Here is a 21,531-nt window from a genome sequence, read left to right as displayed (position 1 = left end):
CTTCAGGATATAGTAAATAAAGGTCTCATCTTCGGGTGGGACCTTTCTGTTTAACGGGGAATTGCAATTCATCATAAATTAAATTTCTATTTCCTTTAAAATCATTATTTTTGTGAGTCTTGTTTAAAAGAAAAACAATTCAATATTAAAGTCTAACATATAACATATATATAAAGTGTTTTACGATCATCAGCAGATAGAAAAAAAGTGGCAGAAATACTGGGAGGACAATCAAACCTATAAAACCTCCAATAATACCGATAAACCTAAATTTTATGTACTCGATATGTTTCCGTACCCATCCGGAGCAGGACTTCACGTAGGACATCCACTGGGGTATATTGCGTCAGATATCTATGCGAGATATAAAAGACACCAAGGGTTTAACGTTCTCCATCCGGTAGGTTATGACAGCTTTGGGCTTCCTGCTGAGCAGTATGCAATCCAGACAGGGCAGCATCCGGCAATCACTACAGAACAAAATATCAACAGATACGAAGAGCAGTTAAGAAAAATCGGATTCTCATTCGATTGGAGCAGAGAAGTAAGAACTTCTGATGCATCTTATTATAAATGGACACAGTGGATCTTTATTGAACTGTATCATTCTTGGTATAATAAAAATACAGATAAGGCAGAAGCTATTGATACCTTAATCCAACATTTTGAACAAAAAGGTACAGAAGGCTTAAATGCCAATCAAAATGATGAATTAAATTTCACTGCAGAAGAATGGGCTAGTGCTTCCGATATTGATAAAGAAGATATCTTATTAAACTATCGTCTTTCGTACAGAGCAGAGACTACTGTAAACTGGTGTCCTGCATTGGGAACCGTTTTAGCGAATGATGAGATAAAAGACGGGAAATCTGAAAGAGGAGGATTCCCTGTATTCCAAAAGAAAATGATGCAGTGGAGTATGAGAATCTCTGCATATTCTGAAAGATTACTACAAGGTCTCTCTACATTAGACTGGCCACAACCTTTGAAAGATTCTCAGGAATACTGGATCGGAAAATCTCAGGGAGCGCAGGTTCAGTTCCAGGTAGAAGGTCATGATGAGGTTGTTGAAGTTTTCACAACAAGACCTGATACCATTTTTGGAGCAACCTTTATGGTATTGGCACCGGAAAATCCTTTAGTAGATACTATTACTACAGCTGCTCAAAAAGTAGAAGTAGATACTTATATAGAAGAAACTTCCAAAAAAACCGAGAGAGATAGAATGTCTGACGTGAAAAACGTTAGCGGAGCTTTCACGGGAAGTTATGCAATTAATCCGTTCAGCGGAGAAAAAATGCCAATCTATATTTCAGATTATGTATTGATGGGCTATGGAACGGGAGCAGTAATGGCAGTTCCTGCACATGACGAGCGTGATCACAGATTTGCAAAGAAATTTAATTTAGAAATTAAAAAAGTTGTAGAAACAGAAGAAGACGTTCAGGAAAACTCTTTCGATTCTAAAGACTCTGTTTGTGTAAACTCAGATTTCTTAAACGGACTAAGTTATAATGATGCCAAGTCAAAAATAATTTCAGAAATTGAAACGAAAGGTATCGGTCACGGAACTACGAATTACAGACAGCGTGATGCCATTTTCTCAAGACAGCGTTATTGGGGAGAACCGGTTCCTATATATTATAAGGATGGAATGCCATACACGTTGCCAGTTTCTGCGTTACCATTGGAACTTCCTGAAGTTGAAAAATATTTACCAACTGAAGATGGAGATCCACCATTAGGAAATGCTAAAACATTTGCATGGGATGAGGTAAACCAGAAGGTGGTTTCTACAGATTTAATTGATGATAAAATTATTTTCCCATTAGAATTATCTACAATGCCGGGTTGGGCTGGAAGCTCTTGGTATTTCCTTAGATATATGGATCCACAAAATGATGGAGAGTTCTCTGCAAAGAATCTTTCAGACTATTGGGGACAGGTAGACTTATATATAGGAGGTAGTGAGCACGCAACCGGTCACTTATTGTATTCCCGCTTCTGGAATATGTTCTTAAAAGACAGAGGGTATATCAATCATGATGAACCTTTCCAGAAATTAATCAATCAGGGAATGATCTTGGGGATGAGTGCATTCGTGTACAGAATTGACGGTACTAATAAATATGTATCTAAAAATTTAGCGAGCGAATACCAGACTCAACAGATCCATGTTGATGTAGCCTTATTAAAGGGAACATCTGATGAATTGGATACTGAAGCATTCAAAGCATGGAGACCAGACTATGCAGATGCAGAATTTATTTTGGAAGATGGAAAATACATCACAGACCGTGAAGTAGAGAAAATGTCCAAGTCTAAATACAATGTAGTAAACCCTGATGACATCTGTGAAGAATATGGAGCTGACGGATTAAGACTGTATGAAATGTTCTTAGGACCATTAGAGCAATCCAAGCCTTGGAATACACAAGGGCTAAGTGGAGTATATGGTTTTCTTAAAAAATTCTGGAACCTTTATTTCAACGGAGATGTATTTGAAATTTCTGAAGAAGAACCTACAAAAGCGGAATATAAAGTTTTACATACCTTAATAAAGAAAGTAGTTTACGATATTGAAAACTTCTCTTTCAATACTTCAGTATCATCATTTATGATTGCTGTAAATGAACTTCAGAAATTAAAATGTAACAAGCGCAATATTTTAGAACCTTTAGCCGTTATCATCTCTCCATATGCACCGCATATCTGTGAAGAATTGTGGAGTTTATTAGGACATGATACATCTATCGAATTCGAGAAGTTTCCGGCATTAAACGAAGATTATCTGATTGAAGATGAAATTGAATATCCGGTAAGCGTAAATGGTAGAATGAAGTTCAAAATTTCTCTTTCAGCTCAATTATCTGCTAAGGAGGTAGAAGATTTGGTGATTTCAAATGAGAAAATGCAACAGATTTTGGAGGGTAAAACTCCTAAAAAAATCATTGTAGTCCCTCACCGTATTGTGAATATCGTAATTTAAAAAAAAATTAACATTGGGAAATTAAAAAAAATGGGTGTCTTATTTTTATGATTTTTTAACTCAAATGTTAAATTTGGAAAAAATAAATAAAATAATTAAGAATAATTATTATATCGAAATCGTATTAAATTTTCTTTATCAAAAAAAAGCAAAATGTTTAATTAAGACTCTTGCATTTTAATTAATTTTGCCTTTAATTTACACCCTGTAAAATTTTAAAACAATATAATTTAGTTAAATATGGAAATGAATGTTTCAAAAAATGATGAGCAAGTAGTTGCTAGAAAGGCAGGAGGTTTAAATCCAGCTGTTATTATTCCTATTCTATTTGCTATAGGAGTATGTATTTATTTATTTGTTCTTGGTAGCCCAGGAAACTTTAAAGACGCAGACAAACTAGGAAGTGGATCTGTAGCTTTTTCAAGCATTGAAGGAAAAGACATTCACCCAGAGTCGTTTTTAGGTATTATCTACAAAGGAGGGGTTATTGTACCAATCTTGATTACTTTCATGATTACAGTAATTGTTTTCTCTTTTGAAAGATATTTCGTTCTTGGTAAAGCTGCTGGAAAAGGAAACTTAGATAACTTCGTAGTACAAGTAAGAAGCTTACTAAACCAAAACAAAATTGACGAAGCTATCGAAGAGTGTGACAGACAACAAGGTTCTGTTGGAAACGTAGTAAAAGAAGGTCTTACTACTTACAAAGCTCTAGCTCACGATAACACATTAAATAAAGAGCAGAAAATGGTAGCGCTTAACAAAGCTATCGAAGAAGCTACAACTCTTGAGATGCCAATGCTTGAGAAAAACATGATGATCCTTTCTACTTTAGGTACAGTTGCAACGTTAGTAGCACTACTAGGAACGGTAATCGGGATGATCAAGGCGTTCTTTGCATTAGGTTCAGGAGGTGGTACACCAGATGCTGCTGCTCTATCTACAGGTATCTCTGAGGCCTTGATTAACACGGCATTAGGTATTGGTACTTCAGCTATCGCTATTATCCTTTATAACTTCTTTACATCTAAAATTGATGGATTAACTTATAAGATCGATGAGATCTCTATGAGCATCCAGCAGTCTTTCGCTGAATTCAACTAAGAATTTGCAAGATATTTGCATTAGCAATTAAAAGAAGTTTAATTAAAAATATTTTATAATAATGGCGAGAGTCAAACCTAAAAGACATGGAGTAGTGACGGACATGACCGCAATGTGTGACGTTGCGTTCCTACTTCTTACGTTCTTTATCTTGACCACTCAGTTTAAAAAACCTGACGTGGAGCAGATCAAACCGCCATCTTCAATTTCGGAAAAATTGCTTCCTGATGCTAGTTTAATGACTATCAACGCTACTCCGGATGGAAAATTCTATTTCCAACCAGTAGAAAACGCATCAGAAAGAGTTGCTCTTTTGGATAAAATGGGAAAAAAGTATGGTATTACTTTTGACAATAACCAAAAAGCTGCATTCCAGAAAGTTCAGGCAATTGGAGTTCCAATGAACCAACTAAAAGGTTATTTGGACATGCCTGCAGATGAGCAGAAAAATTATAAGAGTCCTACAGGTATTCCTATGGACAGTACAAATAAGCAGTTAATTGACTGGGTAAAAGAAAGTTTGAGCGTTAACCCTGACTACAAGTTAGCAATTAAAGGAGACGTTACAACTCAATACCCTAAAGTTAAAGGCCTGTTTGAGGGTTTAAGAGATATTGATTTTCTTAAATTTTGGTTGATTACATCACAAGAAGGTAAACCTAACGAATAATATCGATAGAAATGGCAGAAGTACAAGTACAAGAGAAAGGCGGCAAGGGCGGCAAGGTCCGTTCCAAGAAGCAAAGTACCAGAGTCGATATGACTCCGATGGTGGACTTGGGTTTTCTATTGATTACCTTCTTTATGTTCACAACTACATTCAGTAAACCGAATGTTATGGACTTAGGTCTTCCGGCAAAACCAAAGCCAGATGCTCCTAAACCTCCACCAACAGAAATTAAACTTTCTAACTCAATTTCTATCTTATTAGGAAAAGGTAATAAAGTGTTTTGGCACCAGCAGGATGCTACTTCCTTGAATGACCAAACTCTTATGGAAACTAGTTTTGATAGAGAAGGAATTAGAAAAGTAATTCAGCAGGCAAAATCTAGAGCTGCAGATCAAACGAAATTTACCGTGATCATTAAGCCAACTGACGATGCTGTATATAAGAACTTTGTTGATATTCTTGACGAAATGGCAATTACTAAGAGCGAACAATACGGGGTTACCGATGTGAAAGCTTGGGAAAAAGCTGTTTATGATAAGAAAGTAGGAGGTGCTGCTGCACCGGCTGCTACAAAGTAATTTAACCATAAAATTGTTATATCTAATCTATGGCAGATGAAAATGTATACGGTCAGAATCTTACTCTAGACGAAATCGTATTTGAAAATAGAAACAAGGAATATGGTGCCTATGATCTTAGACATCAGTATCCGAGACTTTTAACAAAGTCATTTATTATCGGAACAGCATTATTCCTTTTGGCAGCTTTATCGCCGTTCATCTATCTTACGATCAAGAATCTTACAGCTCCGCCTAAGCAAGAAGTAAAGGCAGAACTTGTAGATATCCTTGAAGAAGAACCGATTATTGACCAGCCTAAAGAAGAAGAACCACCTCCACCACCTCCACCACCAAAAGAGGAGGAGAAAATTGAGGTAATTCAGAACGTTGTTCCTGAGCCTGTAAAAGCTCCGAAGATTGAAACTCCACCACCACCAATTTCTAAGCAGTTGGAAACTACAACTGGTTTGAATAATCAGGAGGGAGTTAAAGCTCCGGCTTATACACCACCACCGCCACCACCATCTACAGGTACTAAAGCTAGTACAGTAGAAGTGAAAGCGAATAACCCTAACGAAATCTACAAAGATGTAGACCAATCTGCAGAATATCCTGGAGGTATGGGTGCATTAAGAAAATTCTTAGGAGAAAACTTCGATACTTCATTAATGGAAGGAGGTGAAGGTACCCTTAAAGCTAAGCTTAAGTTCGTTGTAGAAAAAGATGGAACTGTTTCTGCAGTTACTATTGAAGAGAAATCTCCAAATAGCGACTTCAACAATGAAGCAATTCGTGTAGTTAAGAAACTTAAAAAGTGGACTCCTGCTAAGAGAAATGGGGAAAGCGTAAGATCTTACTATAGCGTACCATTTACTATGAACTTTGAATAATTAGACTTATTTATTCAGAATATAAATAAAAAGAGAAGCATATGCTTCTCTTTTTATTTTTTTTGGTATTTTTGTTACATGATGTTCAATTGGTTATCCCTGGTTACGGGATTGTTTTATATCGTTTTAGGAATTGTAGTCATTATCTATAAATTCTTTTTTACTATTTTGGAGCCTGCTATTGCTTATGCTTTAGGAGCAGTGCTTGTTATATATGGTATATTCAGAATCTATAGGGCTGTTTCTAAAATCAAAAAATCTAAAGATGAAGAATAGTTTTAAAATTGCACTTGTCTTTGTAATAGGTATTATGATGACAGGCTGCAAAAAAGAGGATAAATCTCCTTCCTATAATAAAGGTGATCTTACGATTTTTACAGATGAATCTTTTCAAAGTGTTACAGAAGCATTAGCGGATGGTTATATGATTAATTATCCTGAAACGCGTATTAAAGTAGAGACAAAAAAAGAAGATTTAGGCTTTTTGGATCTATTGCATGGCAATGCTAAGGTAATTGTAATGTCTAGAAACCTTAATCCCGAAGAAATAAAAACTTACGAAGAAAGAACAGACCTGAAGTTTCTTCCTGCTAAATTTGCAGCAGATGCTGTCGTTTTTGTAGTTCCAAAAGACTCACCAAAAGAAAGTATTTCAATGGATGAGATCAATAGTGGACTTCTTTCAGATAGCAAAGATTTTATTTTCGACGGAACCAACTCCAGTAATCTGAACTTTGTGGCTGAGAAATTAAAAAAACAGCCTAAAGAGCTTAAGTATTCCATTATTCCTGGAAATCAGAAGATTATTGAGGTGCTGGGAGAATATCCTAATAAAATAGGTGTTATTGGACTTAATACTTTTAGCCGTCCTTATGATAAAACTTCTGAGAAGCTGAGAGAAATGGTTAAAGTTCTTCCGGTGGTGGATAAAGGAAAAGCGTACAATGCAGATTTTGACGGACTCCGTTCTATGGAATATCCGTTTACAAGAGTTCTTTATTTTCTGGAAAACGAGGGCAATTTCAATATTGCTAACGGATTTATTAGATTTTCATGTACTCATTTAGGACAGAAAATTGTTCAAAAAGAAGGTTTACAGCCTTACAATCTGTACAAAAGAGAGGTGCAGATGCGTTAAAAATGATTAAATTCACAATTTACCCTTATACAAAATATTTTGGTCTGAAAATTGTGTAGCATATAACTCAATTATTAGAAAATATAAAATGAAAGATATAATGAATATGAATGTAAAGAAGATTGCTTTTGGAGCAGCCGTGGTATTTTTTACCGGTTTTGCCTCTGCACAGACATTGCAGGATGGTATTAACAGTATAGACAGTGATAAATTTGCTCAGGCAAAAACGAACTTCACTGATATGATCGCTAAAGAGCCAACAGCTGAAAATTATTTCTATTTAGGAAATACTTTCTTAAAGCAAGGAGAACCAGATTATGCAAAGGCTACTGAAAACTTTAATAAAGGATTGGCTGCAGATGCAAAAAGCTTTGTTAACAAAATTGGTTTAGCTACCGTAAAGCTTGGAAAAGGCGATAAAAGTGCTGTTGCTGAAATTCAAAAAATCGTAACCGATTCTAAAGAGAAAGATGCTGAAGTATTATTTAGAGCAGCAGAAGCTTTAACTTTATTTGAAAAGAACAGTTCTCCGGATCTTGCTATTCAATTCCTGACTAAAGCAATTGAAAAAGCTGAGAAAAAAGGAGTTCCTGCACATTACTATTATACATTAGGAGATGCTTACAGATTGAAAAGATCTCCAGGTGATGCTATGAGTGCTTATGACAAAGCATTACCATTAGCTAAAAATAAAGCTTCTGTTTATACAAGAATGGCTACATTATGGATGGCTGCTCAGATATGGCAGAAAGCTAAAGAAAGTGTAGATAAAGCAATCGCTGTAGATCCTACTTATGCACCGGCATACAAAGCATTGGCTGGATATGATATCAGATACCAACAAAATGCTAAGGCTACACAAGACCTTATCAACTATACAAAATATGCTGACGAAGATCCGTATACTCAATTAGAAATTGCAAAATTATACTTCACTAACGAAGATTATGTAAATTCTAAAGCTGTATTGGATAAGATTTTTGATAAAATTGATGATCCTATTAAGTTTAAATTAAGAGCTTATCAGGCTTATGCAGATGGAAATTATGCAGATGCAAAACAGAATATGGATACTTTCGTTGCTCAGGCTGACAAATCAAGAGTATTGCCTGCTGACCAAGGTTTACAAGGACTTATCGCTGCAGGATTAGCAAAAGACGAAAAAGATGCTGCTAAAAAATCTGCTCTAACAACAGAATCTCAGCAAAAAATTGCTATTGCTAAAGCGGCAAAAGACGAAACAATGAAGTGGGATTTAGAATTGGCAAACATTGCTGGAGGTGGTGGTGCTTCTCAAGCAGAAGCTGATAAAGGACCTACTAACCCTGCTATCGAAGCATTGAAGAAACAAGTAGCTGCTAACAACCAGGATTCTGATGCTTTATTCAAATTAGCAACAGCTTATCAGGATGCTAAAAACTGGAACGGAGCAATTCTTACGTGGCAGAAAATGTCAGCACTTCTTCCTGATTGGGCACCGGCTTATTACAGCCAGGGGTATTCTTACCAACAGGCAGGAAACAATGATGCTGCTAAATTAGCTTATGAAAAGTTCATCAGTACTGTAAAGCCTGCTGAACAGGAAGCTAACAAGCAGACTCTTGCTTACGCTTACTTTGCGGTAGCTTATATGAGTAAAGATTCTGATGTGGCAAAAGCAAAAGATTATGTTGCTAAATCTTTACAGTTAGATCCAACTTATCAGGATGCTGTAAAATTAAACGCAGAGATCAACAAGTAATTTAAAATTTAAATTATAGATATTAAAACTTCCCATTCGTAATGTTTGGGAAGTTTTTATTTTAAACCTTATCTTTGATACTATGAAAACAGATATACTTGCTTTTGGTGCACATCCTGATGATGTAGAATTGGGATGCGGAGGAACAATTGCCAAAATGGTTGCTGAGGGAAAAAAATGTGTTGTGGTAGATCTCACAAGAGGAGAACTCGGAACAAGAGGTACAGATGAAACAAGAAAATCAGAAGCGGCAGATGCTGCAAAAATCCTTGGGCTCTCCGCAAGAGAGAACCTGGGAATGAAAGATGGATTTTTGGTAAATTCTGAAGAATACCAAATGAGGATTGTAAAAATGATCCGCAAATACAGGCCGGAAATCGTCTTAGCTAATGCAATTGACGATAGACATCCAGACCATGCAAAAGGAGCGAAATTAGTATCAGATGCGTGCTTTTTGTCCGGGCTGAGAAAAATTGAGACGGTAGTGGAGGGAGAAACTCAGGAAGTGTGGAGACCCAAGCATGTTTTTCACTATATTCAGTGGAAAGATATCAAACCGGAGTTCGTTATAGACATTTCAGAGTTCCTGGATAAAAAGATTGCTTCATGTATGGCTTATAAAACTCAGTTTTATGACCCAACTTCTAAGGAACCTCAAACCCCAATTACTACAAAAGACTTTTTTGAAAGTTTAACGTACCGTGCCCAGGATTTAGGTCGATTATCGGGAGTTACTTATGCTGAGGGATTTACGTCAGAAAGATTAATTTCTTTGAAAAATTTTGACGGAATTGTTTGGTAGTTGAGGAAATTGTCCTATATTTGCACTCAGAAAACGGTGATTGTAGCTCAGTTGGTTAGAGCGTCGGATTGTGGTTCCGAAGGTCGGGGGTTCGAGACCCCTCATTCACCCAAAGAAAGTACACTTTTTGAAAGTGTACTTTTTTATTTTATACCAGTTTGAGTAAAAAATATTTCTTTTTTTTCCCTTTTTTCATAATAACTTTTTCCCTTGCTTCGCTTATATTCTTCAGGTCATAGGTGGAAAATGGTTTTTTCGTAATTCTTTAAACAGATTCTGGATATAGTCATCAAAACTTTTATATTTGGTTGACTAATCATGAGATCATATCTTTTTAAACTACTTCGCTTCAAAAACTAATTATTATGAAAAAACTTTTTACAATCATTATTGTCTTATTGGCAATGAAATTTTATTCTCAGTCGAGTCCCCAGTCCTATTACAAACGCATGTTTGATGCTAAGGGGTTCAATATATGGTTGAGTAGTTCAGGCAGTTCAAACCAACTTGAGTTTGCATGGGCTGTGCCTGCTCATATGGAAGCGTTGGTATTGATGTATGAAAAAACTAAAGAAAAGCCATATGCAGAAACGCTAATAAAATGTATGGGAAATACTATCAGCAGAAGGAATGATCTTAGACATCAGATTGGTCTGGCTCCAATCTACGATCATCAAGGAAACTTAGGTGCGGCTTGGTCAAATAATCATTATAATAAAAAGGCGGATTCAGGAAAAGCTTATTCCCACTTGGTTCATAGCACTAATATCATGTATCCCATGGCTAAATTTGCTGGAATAATTAAAAATGACCAATCACTTCAAAGTTTAGTTGCAGACACAGTTGCAGGTAGCCGTTATTATGGGATGAACTATAATGCTATTGCAGATGATCTTATACAACGGATAAAAGAAACACTTTTTTATCACAAAGATCAATGGCATACTGAACCTATTCCTAATTCTAGCGATCGTATAGGCTATTATAAGGAGCGAAATGCACCCGATGAATTAAATTATCCGAATGTAATTTTACCCTTTAATATGCAAAGCTCTGCTGGAAGAGTACTGGTACATATGTTTAGAGCAACAAAGGATAGTATTTATGTGACACAGCTTAATCAAATTGCCAACTTTATAAAATCTAATACCCATTTTAATCCTCTTCTGGGTTCAAATATCTGGACCTATTGGAAGTTTGATGATTTACGGGAAGATGTATCCCATGCTAATCTGACGGCAAGTTTCCCTTACGAATGTCATAAGTATGGTATTGTAAAAGATGGAATTCCTATTTACACCACTTCTGATATGGAAGCTTATTATAAAACGTTTACAAAAGATATCTATATATCTCCTTTAGTCATAAAAAACGGAGTCAACTATAATGACGAAAACTGGGATATAAAGGATGATGAAATAGTACCGCCAAATCCACCTACTCGTCCCAGATACGGAACCTATCCTGCTTATATGTGGCTTTATTTATCAGAATATGATGATCAAACGTTGTATCAGACGGTAGCTGATCTGCAGGCTGCTAAACATTATTATGACAGTATAACTGTAGATGAATCTTCTATAACATTGGCACTAATGTCAAATTTTGAAAATTTAATTGTACCTGTCAATACCGACCATAAATATGGAAGAAATTCTGATTGGAGAGGAGTTGCGAAGGGCAATTTTGATGGAGATAATGAAGAAGAATTTGTGGTTATCAGAAGTATTGATGGGATGATGGAAACTTTGGAACCTTATAATAAAGGTTTTCGTCCGGTTACCAACAATAAAATATACAGTGGTTCCAATAATTGGAAAGGTCTGGCTGCAGGGGACTTTTTTGGAGACAGTAAAAGTGAGATTATTGCATTAAATGATCATGCAGATGCTAATGAAAATGGTTTTTATGTTTTAAAAATTGAAAATAACAGCCTAGTCGAACAGGCCAGATATACAGGATATGGAGCCCAATCGGAATGGGCGGGTATTACCGCCGGAAATTTTATCAGTGGGGGTAAAGATGATTTTATTGCAGTTAGGAATTTTGATAAAGAAATTTTTGTCTACCAGTTTAATGGAACAAGCCCTCAATTAGTTCATGCTAATCCCCTCAATTTGTCGGCAAATTCTAAAATCAAAGCAATTGCATCTGGTAATCTTGATAGTGATGCAAAAGATGAGATCGTATTGCTTGTTGATGCTGGAGCTGCTGATTCTTTGTATAATGGGATACATGTTTATGATGTAGATGATAATGGTGTATTGACAGAAATTGCCAAATCTACGGAATGGGGCCCAGATTCAGATTGGAAGGGACTAGCTGTAGGAGACCTTGATGGTGATGGAGTGGGAGAAATTGTTGCTCAGAGGAATTTTGATGGGTTCTATAGGGTCTTTCAGTTAAATGGAAATGGTTTATCTAATGATGGTGCTGAAAACTTTCCTATTATGCAGATTGAGGATAATATTATGTGTTTGGGGAAGTTTGATTCAAGCTCCAAAAATGAAGAATTGGTTACCCTTAGAAAAGATGGTGGTATCGTTATGTTTTCTTCTACCAAGGTTGTAAATAATGAAAATAATAGTAGTAGAGAAAATAAAAATTCAGATCCTTGTCAGGATGAACTTCCAAGCCAGTTATTTAGTTTTCTGAAGCCATGATTCGCTATCAGCGGAAGTGTAAAATATATAATAATATCAATTGGAACGGGCTTTTGCCCGTTTTTTTAATATAATAAGTCTTTAAAAGGTTTTAGCTAAAAGATACTATTAAAACGATCAGATTGAAAATTTTCACTGCTTTTCTTGATATTCGTCATAAAAACTCAATTTGATACAATATGATTTTTAAATTTCACTATATTTAAACACACTAAGTTCAAATATGGATATAAAAGTCACTGTAAAACAGTTGGGCAGGAAGCATCCTGTTCTTTCGGAACAAAAAATTGAAATCGCTTACGAAGATTCAGTTATCTCTTTAGAAAATTTATTAAAGCTAATCGTTGAGCAGCAGGTCGCAGAGTTTAATGCCAAATCATTTGACGTTGAAGATGAAGATTTTCCTAAAAATCCAGCATATAATTATCTGAACATTCTTACAGATACCGGTAAGGTAGGCTTTGGAAGTATTTATAACCTTAAAAAAGCAGACGTGCAAAAAGCAAAGGATAATGCCATTCAGGCATTTGAAGATGGGATGTTCGCGGTTTTTTATCATGATGAACAACTTGAAAGCCTTGACCAAACAATAGATTTGAATCTACAACACCCATTTACCTTTATCAGGCTTGCATTTCTTGCAGGCAGTTATTGGTAATCAAACTATATTAACAAACAAAATACATGGAAATCACAGAAAAATTAGAATCGAAAAAACTCATTCAAAACTTTTATGAAAAACAGCGGAAAGACTTATTGGAACATTCGGAGCAGGGTGTTCCGTCTTCACTTTTTCCGGATAGACCAATCCTTACAAAAGAAGTAGCAGAATTAGGCAGATTGCTGAAGGGTAAACCTAATTATTTTGAAAGAATAAATTTAGGTTCAAAAGAAGCTGAAAAACTCAAAGAATATATCAAACCTGATATTTGGGAAGATCAGGATTACTATAACTTATTAGTTTATCTCTTTGGAGAAAATGCTGAACTTGTAAAAGGTACATGGAATAAGATGCCCTACAAAATGTATCAGAATAGCTATTCAAGACGTTCTTTCCGCGCTCCTCATCGTGAAGATTATATACTGCTTAACCAGGTTAACTTTATACGGGAGCTAATGATATTCCCTTGTATTTATTCTTATAACGGCGACCAGAATTTTGATTTGTCTTTAGAAGAACAGATTATTTATGATAATGAATTTATCCACAATTCAAGTCGTTTTTACATTTGGTCTGCAGCAATAGATGCTGGAAATGCAGCAATCTATCAATTGATTGAAGATATTATTTTCAATAAAGATCCGGAAGGAAAAGTTTCCCTGAATATTATTAAAGCTTTACTCAATAGCAAACAGAAAAAATGTTGGGAACTGGTAGAAAAACTTTTACTGGCAGCACAGAGACAGGAAGGCTTACGTCAAACCATACTAGAGGCTTTGGATGAAACAAGTGTTGGTGCATTGGAGTACATGATCAATGTGATTATTGACCAAAAGCTCACTCGTTTCTCGTCTGTTGTAAGAGCTATAGATACATGGACCGGCTTGGGCTGGGAGGCAGAAAAAGAATCTGTAGTAAAAAATATTCTGTTATCGGCAGACCATTACTTTAAAAATCCGGGAGAGATTCCGGAAGCGATGAAAAGCAAGAATAATAATGAAGTGTATATGGCACTTTGGGTACAAGGGGTAAAGGATGTTGAAAAAACGGTTCCTTATCTGCATCAGCTTTTTGATATGGGTGATGTGGAGAAGAAATGTCTGGCTATTAAATTTGCCATAGAAACTGCAGATCCTTATATTCAGATGCCATTGTATTATAAAGCAGTTTTAGAAGGGAATATTGAAGTATTAGCTTTTGCTGGCTATCCAATGTCTATGCTGTTAAGTAACAATACAGATTCCAAATTCTTTATCAATAATCCAGATTATCCGGACTTTTTTGAAAAACTGCATGAACTGACATTAAAGACAGAAATAAAAGAGAAAAAATTTGAAGGGAAAATATTCTCATGGCTGAATGCAGCATTCAAAAAAAGTGACCTGTATGCGTCTATGTTTTATCTGGTTGGAGAAGATAGTGATAAACTTGATATTGTTCTTTCTTATTTTGATCAGTTTGATCTTTCATTGCGGGAGTTATTAACCCGAAATATATTACGTGAATTTTACTGTTATTCTTTGTCGTATGCAGTAGGAAAAAAGAAATTGAAAGTAACTGCTTTTCAAAAAGAGTTTGCTTTTAAGATTTTGAAAGATAGGGGAGAAGCTTTAATTGCGTCGGGAATCAATGTGTTGCTGCAAGATCCTTTAAATAAAGAAGAAATCATGGTTTTCTTTGATCTCTTTAAAAGAAAAGGAGGTGTCCTTCGAAAAAAACTTATAGAACTTGTTATTCAGCAGAATGATAATGTTATTACTCCATTAGTTGAAGAATTAATGGGAAAAGGGGATCTGGAGCAACGCGCAGCCTCATTAGATATTATGCTTCAGCTTCAAAAAGAAAAAAGAGTATCCGCTCAGATTGCCAACTGGACAAAACAATATGCTGAAAGATCAAAAATAACGGAAAGAGAGCAGGGATTACTGGATCAGATTAATCCATCCGGAGATAATACCGTACTTTCTGAAGAAAATGGCTATGGTTTTTATGACCCTAATGTTGTATCAAAGTTTGATCTACCAAAAGTAGAATCGGATTCAATATATTCACAGGCTACTAAAAATGATAAATATGGGTTTACAAAGCCTATGGATGATATAAAAGTTGAAATAAAAAAGCTTAATGATCTATTCTTACAGTATAAAGATCACGAATACGAATCTGATGAATGGGATGGCTCTATAACCACTTTACTGATGGGGAATACTTTCCGTCAGATCAAAAGGAATACAGAAGGTTTTACCAAGGAACAATTAGCAGCAAACTATCCCCTGCATGAAGTTTGGGAGCAATGGTATCTGAATTCAGGTTTACAGCCGAGAGATCTGTTTTTATTGACATTGGCTGAAAGCTGTGACAGAAAAATTTTCAGGGATTTTATGGAGGATTATGTATTCTATTACAAAGATCTTTTAATAAACCCAATGAAAGGGAGGTTTGCATGGGAGAATCCAATCATTATCATTCTGAATTCATTAAAAGAAAAATTTATATTCGAAGAACGAATAGATTTCGCATTAGATGCTGCCAGTACGCTCTTTGCCAATCTTCCTGAAAGCGTTATTAACTATAAAGGAAAAGATAGTAATGATTATTATTACCAGGACCAGGGTAATGGTTGGCAAAAGCTTGATTTTTTCATGCCTTTCTTGTATGCTATTCCCAGAGTAGGCCTTACCGATGAACAGCATATCAAGCAATGGAATTTATACCGATGGATGCAGTATAACGGATTGAAAGAAAACATTAGCAAATCTGTTCCTAACTTCTATTTCTTCTGTAAAGCTTATGAATTAAAACTCATTACAAAAGAAGAGTTATATGAAGGAATTCTGACTGCTGATTCTGCGATCAGAGAACTTACAACCGTTAAAACCAATTATTATAACAAGGAAAAATATCTGGAGCTATTTCCTTTTCTGAGACCTATGATTACCGAAATACAGGATAAGTTCCTTGATATAGAACTCATCCGGGGAGATTCCAATACAGCTGTTTCTCATTTTGTACAACAGTTTCAGACCATATATGGAGCCAATCGTTTTGCTCAGATTCTGAAAGCGCTGGGTAAATCAGGGTTATATGCTAATTATATATACAACTATGGTAATGAAAGTATGACCAAGCAAAAGCTCTTCTCAAAATTAATTTCAGAATGCTATCCTTTAGAAAGTGATACACAGAAGGTGTTTGATGAAATCATGAAGAAAGAGAAGATTTCAGAGCTCCGATTGATTCAGGCAGCAGTATATGCACCGCAATGGCAGCCATTGGTGAGTAGTTATTTAGGTTGGAAAGGACTGGATTCAGCAATTTGGTGGATGCATGCTCATACTAAAACCGGTGCTTATGAAGAGCAGAATGCAAAACTAGAAAGTGAGGTGGCAAAATATTCATCAGTAGATATCCAGGAATTTAAAGATGGAGCTGTGGATAAAGACTGGTTTACAAAAGCCAATAAAGAACTTGGTAAAGCCCGTTGGGAAATGTTATATGAGTCTGCAAAATATATATCGGATGGGAACGGTCACCGAAGAGCAAGACTTTATTCCGATACCTTGTCCGGAAGCTTAAAGATCAAAGAAGTTACGGCTAAAGTAAAAGAAAAACGTGATCAGGATTATCTTCGTGTGTATGGACTGGTTCCCTTAAGCAAAACAAATCCAGAGAAAGATGTATTGAGCAGATATGAGTACATTCAGCAGTTTAAAAAAGAAAGCAGGGAGTTTGGTTCTATGAAACAATCGAGTGAAGCTCTGGCAATCCGTGTCGCCCTTGAGAATTTGGCTAGAAATGCCGGGTATCCAGATCCGATAAGACTTACCTGGGCAATGGAAACCAAACAAATTCAAACTCTTTTATCTAAAGAAACCCAAGTGACTATTGATGGGGTAACTGTGGGCTTAATGATAGAAGATAACGGAAAAGCAGAGCTGGTAGTTTTTAGAGATGATAAACAGTTGAAATCTATTCCGCCAAAAATTAAGAAGGATAAAGCCATTGTGGAATTAACCAATAACCGCAAAATTATGCGGGAACAGTGGACTCGTTCTAGAAAAGGATTGGAAGAAGCCATGATAAGAGGTGACGAATTTTTCTTAAAAGAAATTAAAACCCTTTTTGAACACCCTGTTATTGTTAAGCATTTAGATAAGTTGGTATTTATTTCCAATGATGATAAAATAGGTTTCTATCATGACGGAAGCCTTGTGAATGTGCATGGAGAGATTCAGGAATTAAATAAAGATAACACTTTACGTGTTGCACATTGTGTAGACTTGTATGAGCATTCCGTATGGAGCGAGTATCAGCATCATTGCTTTAAAGAAAAACTGATCCAACCCTTTAAACAGATATTCAGAGAACTCTATGTTCCTACACCTGATGAATTGAAAGAAAAATCTATTTCCCGTAGGTATGCAGGACATCAGATTCAGCCAAAACAGACATTGGCGTTGCTTAAAACAAGAGGCTGGAAGGTTGATTATGAAGAAGGATTACAGAAAGTGTATCATAAAGAAGGCTTCCAGGTGAAACTTTATGCAATGGCAGATTGGTTTTCACCTGCAGATATAGAAAGTCCAACCCTGGAAACAATAGAATTTCATTCATTAAAGGATTACAAGAATATTCCTTTTGAGGAAATTAATCCAAGGCTATTCTCGGAAGTAATGCGGGATGTAGATCTGGTGGTTTCTGTAGCACATGTAGGAAGTGTAGATCCTGAAGCCAGCCATTCATCCATGGAAATGAGGGCGGTATTGATGAAGGAAACTGCACGTCTGTTCAAGCTGGATAATGTGAAAATTGAAGGCTCGCATGTACTGATAAAAGGACAAATGGCAGAATACAGTGTACATTTAGGAAGTGCGATTGTTCATCAGACTCCGGGAAGATATTTATCCATTCTTCCGGTACATTCCCAACACAGAGGAAGATTATTCCTGCCTTTTGCGGATGATGATCCAAAATCAGCAGAAGTATTATCTAAGGTTTTGTTGTTAGCTAAGGATAATGAGATACAAGATCCCACCATATTATCGCAGATAAAACGAGAGTATGTATAAATTAAAAACAAAACGGTATGCTTTTAAAGCGTACCGTTTTTTGTATATAAATTGAATAAATAATTATTGTTAGCTGAAGGAAAATTTCTAATCTTAAAGACATAAAAAAAGCATCCTTTTCAGATGCTTGTGTTTTTAGATATTCTTTTTTAAACTTCGTCGTCAGAATCTATAGTGTAAGATCTGCTTTTGAAATCTTTGTCATGTTTTTCTGAAATTACATCCTCACCCTTTTCATTAATGATGAAATCTGTGGACTCATTAAACATCTCCTGAAAACTCTTAAAATCTTCCTTGTAAAGGTAAATTTTATGCTTCTCGAATGTAGCTTCCCCATTCTCTCCGAAATTCTTCTTACTCTCAGTGATTGTAAGATAATAATCTCCCGCTTTCGTCTCGCGCACATCAAAGAAATAAGTTCTTCTCCCTGCTTTTAACACCTTAGTGAAAATCTCATTTTCATGGCGTTCCTTGTATTCACTCATTGTTAGATATTTTTTAATCTTGTTAAGAACAAATATAAAAGAATTCTTTTAATCACAAAATTTTTTTTATGATTTATTTAACAATTAGGAATGAAACAGCTATGCAGTTACAGAATTGGTAATTTCGGTAAGGTTGATAATCTGGTGTGCTTTTTGAGCGCTAGACTCTCTGTGTGTGATAATTATGGATGTCGCATTACCAATTTTTTGTTCAATGTTTTCAAGGATATTCTGCTCTGTTTCGGTGTCTAAAGCAGACAGAGAATCGTCAAAAATAATGATATTTGGGTCCTTAATCAGGGCTCTGGCAATGCAAATTCTTTGCTTTTGTCCCCCCGAAAGCATCACCCCGCGTTCACCAACAAGTGTTTTATATTGTTCCTTAAACTCCACAATATTTTTGTGAACATCTGCGATCTGAGCATACTCAATTACTTTTTCGTGTGATGGATGATCTATGGCAAATCCGATGTTGTTTTCAATAGAATCGGAGAATAAATAGCTTTCCTGAGGAATGTATCCGATGAAGTTTCTGTAGTTGTGCAGATTATGTTCTTTCAGATTTTTTCCATCAATCAGAATTTCTCCTTCAGTAGGATCTATCAGTCTGCATAAAAGAAGAGCAATGGTAGACTTTCCACTTCCGGTTTTTCCCATAATGGCAAGGGATTCTCCGGCTTTAATTTTAAAACTTAAATTATCCAGTGCTCTGATCCCTGTATTGGGATACACATAAGAGACATTTCTGAATTCGATTTCCCCTTTAATAGGATACGTTTCAAAATTGGTATTAACAATCTCAGATTTTTTATCCATAAATTCATTGATCCTTTGCATAGAAGCTTCAGCTCTCTGATTCACGGAAGTTACCCAGCCTACCATAGAGAATGGGAAGATTAGGGTATTGATATACATGAAGAAATCAGCAATTTTACCAATGCTTAGCTCTCCAGCAATATATTTTGTTCCTCCAATCCAGATAACGGCAACATTCAATAAGCCGATAACAAACAAGATAATGGTAAAGAAATAAGCTTCTGTTTTGGCAAGATCCAATGCTTTGTTCTGGTAATCGGTTACTTTAATTCCGTAGTTTTTTTCAATGTATTTTTCTCTCGCGAAAAACTTTACAACACGAATTCCTGAAAAGCTGTCCTGCACAAAAGTTGAAATAGCAGACTGGCTTTTTTGCATGATCTTCGACTTTTTATTGATGATTGAGCTTACTTTATAAATAGCAAAAGATAAAATAGGAAGTGGAAGTAAAGTCCACAAAGTCATGGAAGCATCTGTTTTTACCATATAAATTGCCGTAATCAGAACAAGAACAATAAGGTTGGCCACATACATTACGCCTGGACCAAGATACATTCTTACCGCCACAACATCTTCACTTAATCTGTTCATTAAATCTCCGATGGTAGTCTGTTTATAATCCGTTAAAGATAAATCCTGATAATGTCTGTAAATCCTATTCTTTAATTCATACTCAATTCTTCTGGAGGCCACAATAATCGTCTGTCGCATCATAAAAGTGAAGAATCCGGTTAAAAGTGAACAGCCTACAATGATTCCAACATAGATAAGCACCTGTTGATTGAAACCGAGGTTTCCGCTTTTGGTAAGTTCATCTACAGATTTTCCTACAAACTGAACTTTATATATATTGAAAAAATTACTGGCAATGATAAATAATACCCCCCAAAACAAAAGTATTTTGTGTTTCAAAAAATAGGGGTTTAAGGTTTTTAGAGCTTTCATATAGTTTTACAAAATTACAAAAATGTCATCAGACTACGAATTCCATCAATTTTAAATTTTGTATCTTTGCACTCATTAAAAAGCTCTTTGAATGTTAGGAAGACGACAAATTCGTGAAAAAGTAGTACAGGCGGTGTATTCATACTACCAGAACCCTGTAAAATTTGATGTTTTAGAGAAAAACATGTTCGCTGGAATAGAGAAAATCTATTATCTCTATATCTATCAGCTTAATTTTTTAGTAGGACTTAAAGACTTAGCAGAACATCAGATTGAAATCGGGAAGAACAAGTATCTTAAAACCGATGCAGACATCAATCCTAACCAAAAATTCATCAACAACCAGGTATTGCTTAAGCTGGAGGAAAATCCAGAAAGATTGTTCTTCACAGGTCAGCACAAGCAGCTGAAATGGGATATGCATGATGATTTATTGGTAAAGACCTTCCAAAGAATTACTGCGGGAAAACGTTATCAGGATTTCATGAAAGAAGAAGGATATTCTTTTGAAGAAGATCAGAAGTTTATCGGGAAATTATTTTTAAGATATATTGCTGAAAATGATGATTTCCACGATTATCTTGGAGATAAAGAACTTTCATGGTATGATGACATCCATATTGCCAATTCCATGGTACAGAAAACAATTGGATTCCTAAGAGAAGATGAAGAAAGCAGAACTTTAATCAAAATGATTAAAGATGAAGACGACAAGAGTTTTGCAGCTAAATTATTGAAAGATACCCTGAACAACTGGGAAAACAACGAGAAAAAGCTGGAAGAAAGATTGGAAAACTGGGATCTTGAAAGAATTTCCCTGATGGACAAAGTGATCTTGTCAACTGCTATTTCAGAGCTTGATAACTTCGCCTTCACGCCTTCAAGAGTAATTATTAATGAATATATCGAGATCGCAAAAGTGTTTGCTACAGACCGTTCGAATATCTTCATTAATGGTATTTTAGATAAATATTGTAAAGATCAAAATAGAATATAAA

Annotated in this window: 15 protein-coding genes and 1 tRNA gene; 14 read left to right on the top strand and 2 right to left on the bottom strand. The window is 35.6% G+C overall.

Features of this window, described 5'->3' with window-relative positions; genetic code table 11:
- Positions 1-175: 175 nt before the first annotated feature.
- From leuS to J2772_RS10640, 13 genes are all read left to right on the top strand, one after another.
- Positions 176-2,989, top strand: a complete 2,814-nt coding sequence (leuS, locus tag J2772_RS10700) for a leucine--tRNA ligase (RefSeq protein ID WP_209916433.1) — start codon at positions 176-178, stop codon at positions 2,987-2,989.
- A gap of 240 nt (positions 2,990-3,229) precedes the next feature.
- Positions 3,230-4,093, top strand: coding sequence for a MotA/TolQ/ExbB proton channel family protein (locus tag J2772_RS10695; protein WP_129059660.1), 864 nt, complete (start codon positions 3,230-3,232; stop codon positions 4,091-4,093).
- Between the two features lie 61 nt (positions 4,094-4,154).
- Complete coding sequence (locus J2772_RS10690; protein WP_123909906.1) at positions 4,155-4,763, top strand: ExbD/TolR family protein; 609 nt, start codon at positions 4,155-4,157, stop codon at positions 4,761-4,763.
- Between the two features lie 11 nt (positions 4,764-4,774).
- Positions 4,775-5,341 (top strand): ExbD/TolR family protein, encoded by a 567-nt coding sequence (locus tag J2772_RS10685; protein WP_209916430.1) that lies wholly within the window; start codon positions 4,775-4,777, stop codon positions 5,339-5,341.
- A 29-nt stretch (positions 5,342-5,370) separates the two neighbouring features.
- The gene (locus J2772_RS10680) at positions 5,371-6,213 is read left to right on the top strand and encodes an energy transducer TonB (RefSeq protein ID WP_209916428.1); all 843 of its coding nucleotides are present in this window, start codon (positions 5,371-5,373) and stop codon (positions 6,211-6,213) included.
- A gap of 78 nt (positions 6,214-6,291) precedes the next feature.
- Positions 6,292-6,489 carry a DUF308 domain-containing protein gene (locus tag J2772_RS10675; RefSeq protein ID WP_181575119.1) on the top strand — a complete coding sequence of 66 codons (198 nt, stop codon included), beginning with the start codon at positions 6,292-6,294 and terminating at the stop codon, positions 6,487-6,489.
- On the top strand, positions 6,479-7,351 hold the full coding sequence (locus tag J2772_RS10670) for a PstS family phosphate ABC transporter substrate-binding protein (RefSeq protein WP_209916426.1): 873 nt from the start codon (positions 6,479-6,481) through the stop codon (positions 7,349-7,351). The genes J2772_RS10675 and J2772_RS10670 overlap by 11 nt, the downstream gene beginning before the upstream one ends.
- A gap of 88 nt (positions 7,352-7,439) precedes the next feature.
- The gene (locus J2772_RS10665) at positions 7,440-9,092 is read left to right on the top strand and encodes a tetratricopeptide repeat protein (protein WP_209916424.1); all 1,653 of its coding nucleotides are present in this window, start codon (positions 7,440-7,442) and stop codon (positions 9,090-9,092) included.
- Between the two features lie 82 nt (positions 9,093-9,174).
- On the top strand, positions 9,175-9,894 hold the full coding sequence (bshB1, locus tag J2772_RS10660; RefSeq protein WP_209916422.1) for a bacillithiol biosynthesis deacetylase BshB1: 720 nt from the start codon (positions 9,175-9,177) through the stop codon (positions 9,892-9,894).
- Between the two features lie 35 nt (positions 9,895-9,929).
- Positions 9,930-10,005: transfer RNA gene (locus tag J2772_RS10655), tRNA-His, on the top strand.
- A 254-nt stretch (positions 10,006-10,259) separates the two neighbouring features.
- Positions 10,260-12,557 carry an FG-GAP repeat domain-containing protein gene (locus tag J2772_RS10650; protein ID WP_209916420.1) on the top strand — a complete coding sequence of 766 codons (2,298 nt, stop codon included), beginning with the start codon at positions 10,260-10,262 and terminating at the stop codon, positions 12,555-12,557.
- A gap of 223 nt (positions 12,558-12,780) precedes the next feature.
- The gene (locus tag J2772_RS10645) at positions 12,781-13,215 is read left to right on the top strand and encodes a hypothetical protein (protein WP_209916418.1); all 435 of its coding nucleotides are present in this window, start codon (positions 12,781-12,783) and stop codon (positions 13,213-13,215) included.
- 26 nt (positions 13,216-13,241) lie between these two features.
- A complete protein-coding gene (locus tag J2772_RS10640) occupies positions 13,242-18,287 on the top strand; it encodes a DUF4132 domain-containing protein (RefSeq protein ID WP_209916416.1) in 5,046 nt (1,681 codons plus the stop codon).
- Between the two features lie 149 nt (positions 18,288-18,436).
- Here the strand turns inward: J2772_RS10640 and J2772_RS10635 are convergent, their stop codons facing one another.
- Both J2772_RS10635 and J2772_RS10630 read right to left on the bottom strand, forming a co-directional pair.
- Positions 18,437-18,772 (bottom strand): DUF3276 family protein, encoded by a 336-nt coding sequence (locus J2772_RS10635; RefSeq protein ID WP_002976288.1) that lies wholly within the window; start codon positions 18,770-18,772, stop codon positions 18,437-18,439.
- 99 nt (positions 18,773-18,871) lie between these two features.
- Complete coding sequence (locus tag J2772_RS10630; RefSeq protein ID WP_209916414.1) at positions 18,872-20,533, bottom strand: ABC transporter ATP-binding protein; 1,662 nt, start codon at positions 20,531-20,533, stop codon at positions 18,872-18,874.
- Positions 20,534-20,624: 91 nt separating this feature from the next.
- Here J2772_RS10630 and J2772_RS10625 point away from each other — a divergent pair, with 91 nt between their 5' ends.
- Positions 20,625-21,530 (top strand): transcription antitermination protein NusB, encoded by a 906-nt coding sequence (locus tag J2772_RS10625; RefSeq protein WP_209916412.1) that lies wholly within the window; start codon positions 20,625-20,627, stop codon positions 21,528-21,530.
- Position 21,531 lies beyond the last annotated feature (1 nt).

It is taken from the genome of Chryseobacterium jejuense, assembly GCF_017877355.1.
Classification (GTDB): domain Bacteria; phylum Bacteroidota; class Bacteroidia; order Flavobacteriales; family Weeksellaceae; genus Chryseobacterium; species Chryseobacterium jejuense_A.
This window is presented reverse-complemented; position numbering and strand designations above follow the sequence as displayed.

Coding starts and splice junctions, on each gene's coding strand:
- J2772_RS10690 (WP_123909906.1), top strand. CDS start 4,155: ATGGCGAGAGTCAAACCTAAAAGACATGGAGTAGTGACGGACATGACC.
- J2772_RS10670 (WP_209916426.1), top strand. CDS start 6,479: ATGAAGAATAGTTTTAAAATTGCACTTGTCTTTGTAATAGGTATTATG.
- J2772_RS10635 (WP_002976288.1), bottom strand. CDS start 18,772: ATGAGTGAATACAAGGAACGCCATGAAAATGAGATTTTCACTAAGGTG.
- J2772_RS10630 (WP_209916414.1), bottom strand. CDS start 20,533: ATGAAAGCTCTAAAAACCTTAAACCCCTATTTTTTGAAACACAAAATA.
- J2772_RS10675 (WP_181575119.1), top strand. CDS start 6,292: ATGATGTTCAATTGGTTATCCCTGGTTACGGGATTGTTTTATATCGTT.
- J2772_RS10695 (WP_129059660.1), top strand. CDS start 3,230: ATGGAAATGAATGTTTCAAAAAATGATGAGCAAGTAGTTGCTAGAAAG.
- J2772_RS10665 (WP_209916424.1), top strand. CDS start 7,440: ATGAAAGATATAATGAATATGAATGTAAAGAAGATTGCTTTTGGAGCA.
- J2772_RS10685 (WP_209916430.1), top strand. CDS start 4,775: ATGGCAGAAGTACAAGTACAAGAGAAAGGCGGCAAGGGCGGCAAGGTC.
- J2772_RS10645 (WP_209916418.1), top strand. CDS start 12,781: ATGGATATAAAAGTCACTGTAAAACAGTTGGGCAGGAAGCATCCTGTT.
- bshB1 (WP_209916422.1), top strand. CDS start 9,175: ATGAAAACAGATATACTTGCTTTTGGTGCACATCCTGATGATGTAGAA.
- J2772_RS10640 (WP_209916416.1), top strand. CDS start 13,242: ATGGAAATCACAGAAAAATTAGAATCGAAAAAACTCATTCAAAACTTT.
- J2772_RS10650 (WP_209916420.1), top strand. CDS start 10,260: ATGAAAAAACTTTTTACAATCATTATTGTCTTATTGGCAATGAAATTT.
- J2772_RS10625 (WP_209916412.1), top strand. CDS start 20,625: ATGTTAGGAAGACGACAAATTCGTGAAAAAGTAGTACAGGCGGTGTAT.
- J2772_RS10680 (WP_209916428.1), top strand. CDS start 5,371: ATGGCAGATGAAAATGTATACGGTCAGAATCTTACTCTAGACGAAATC.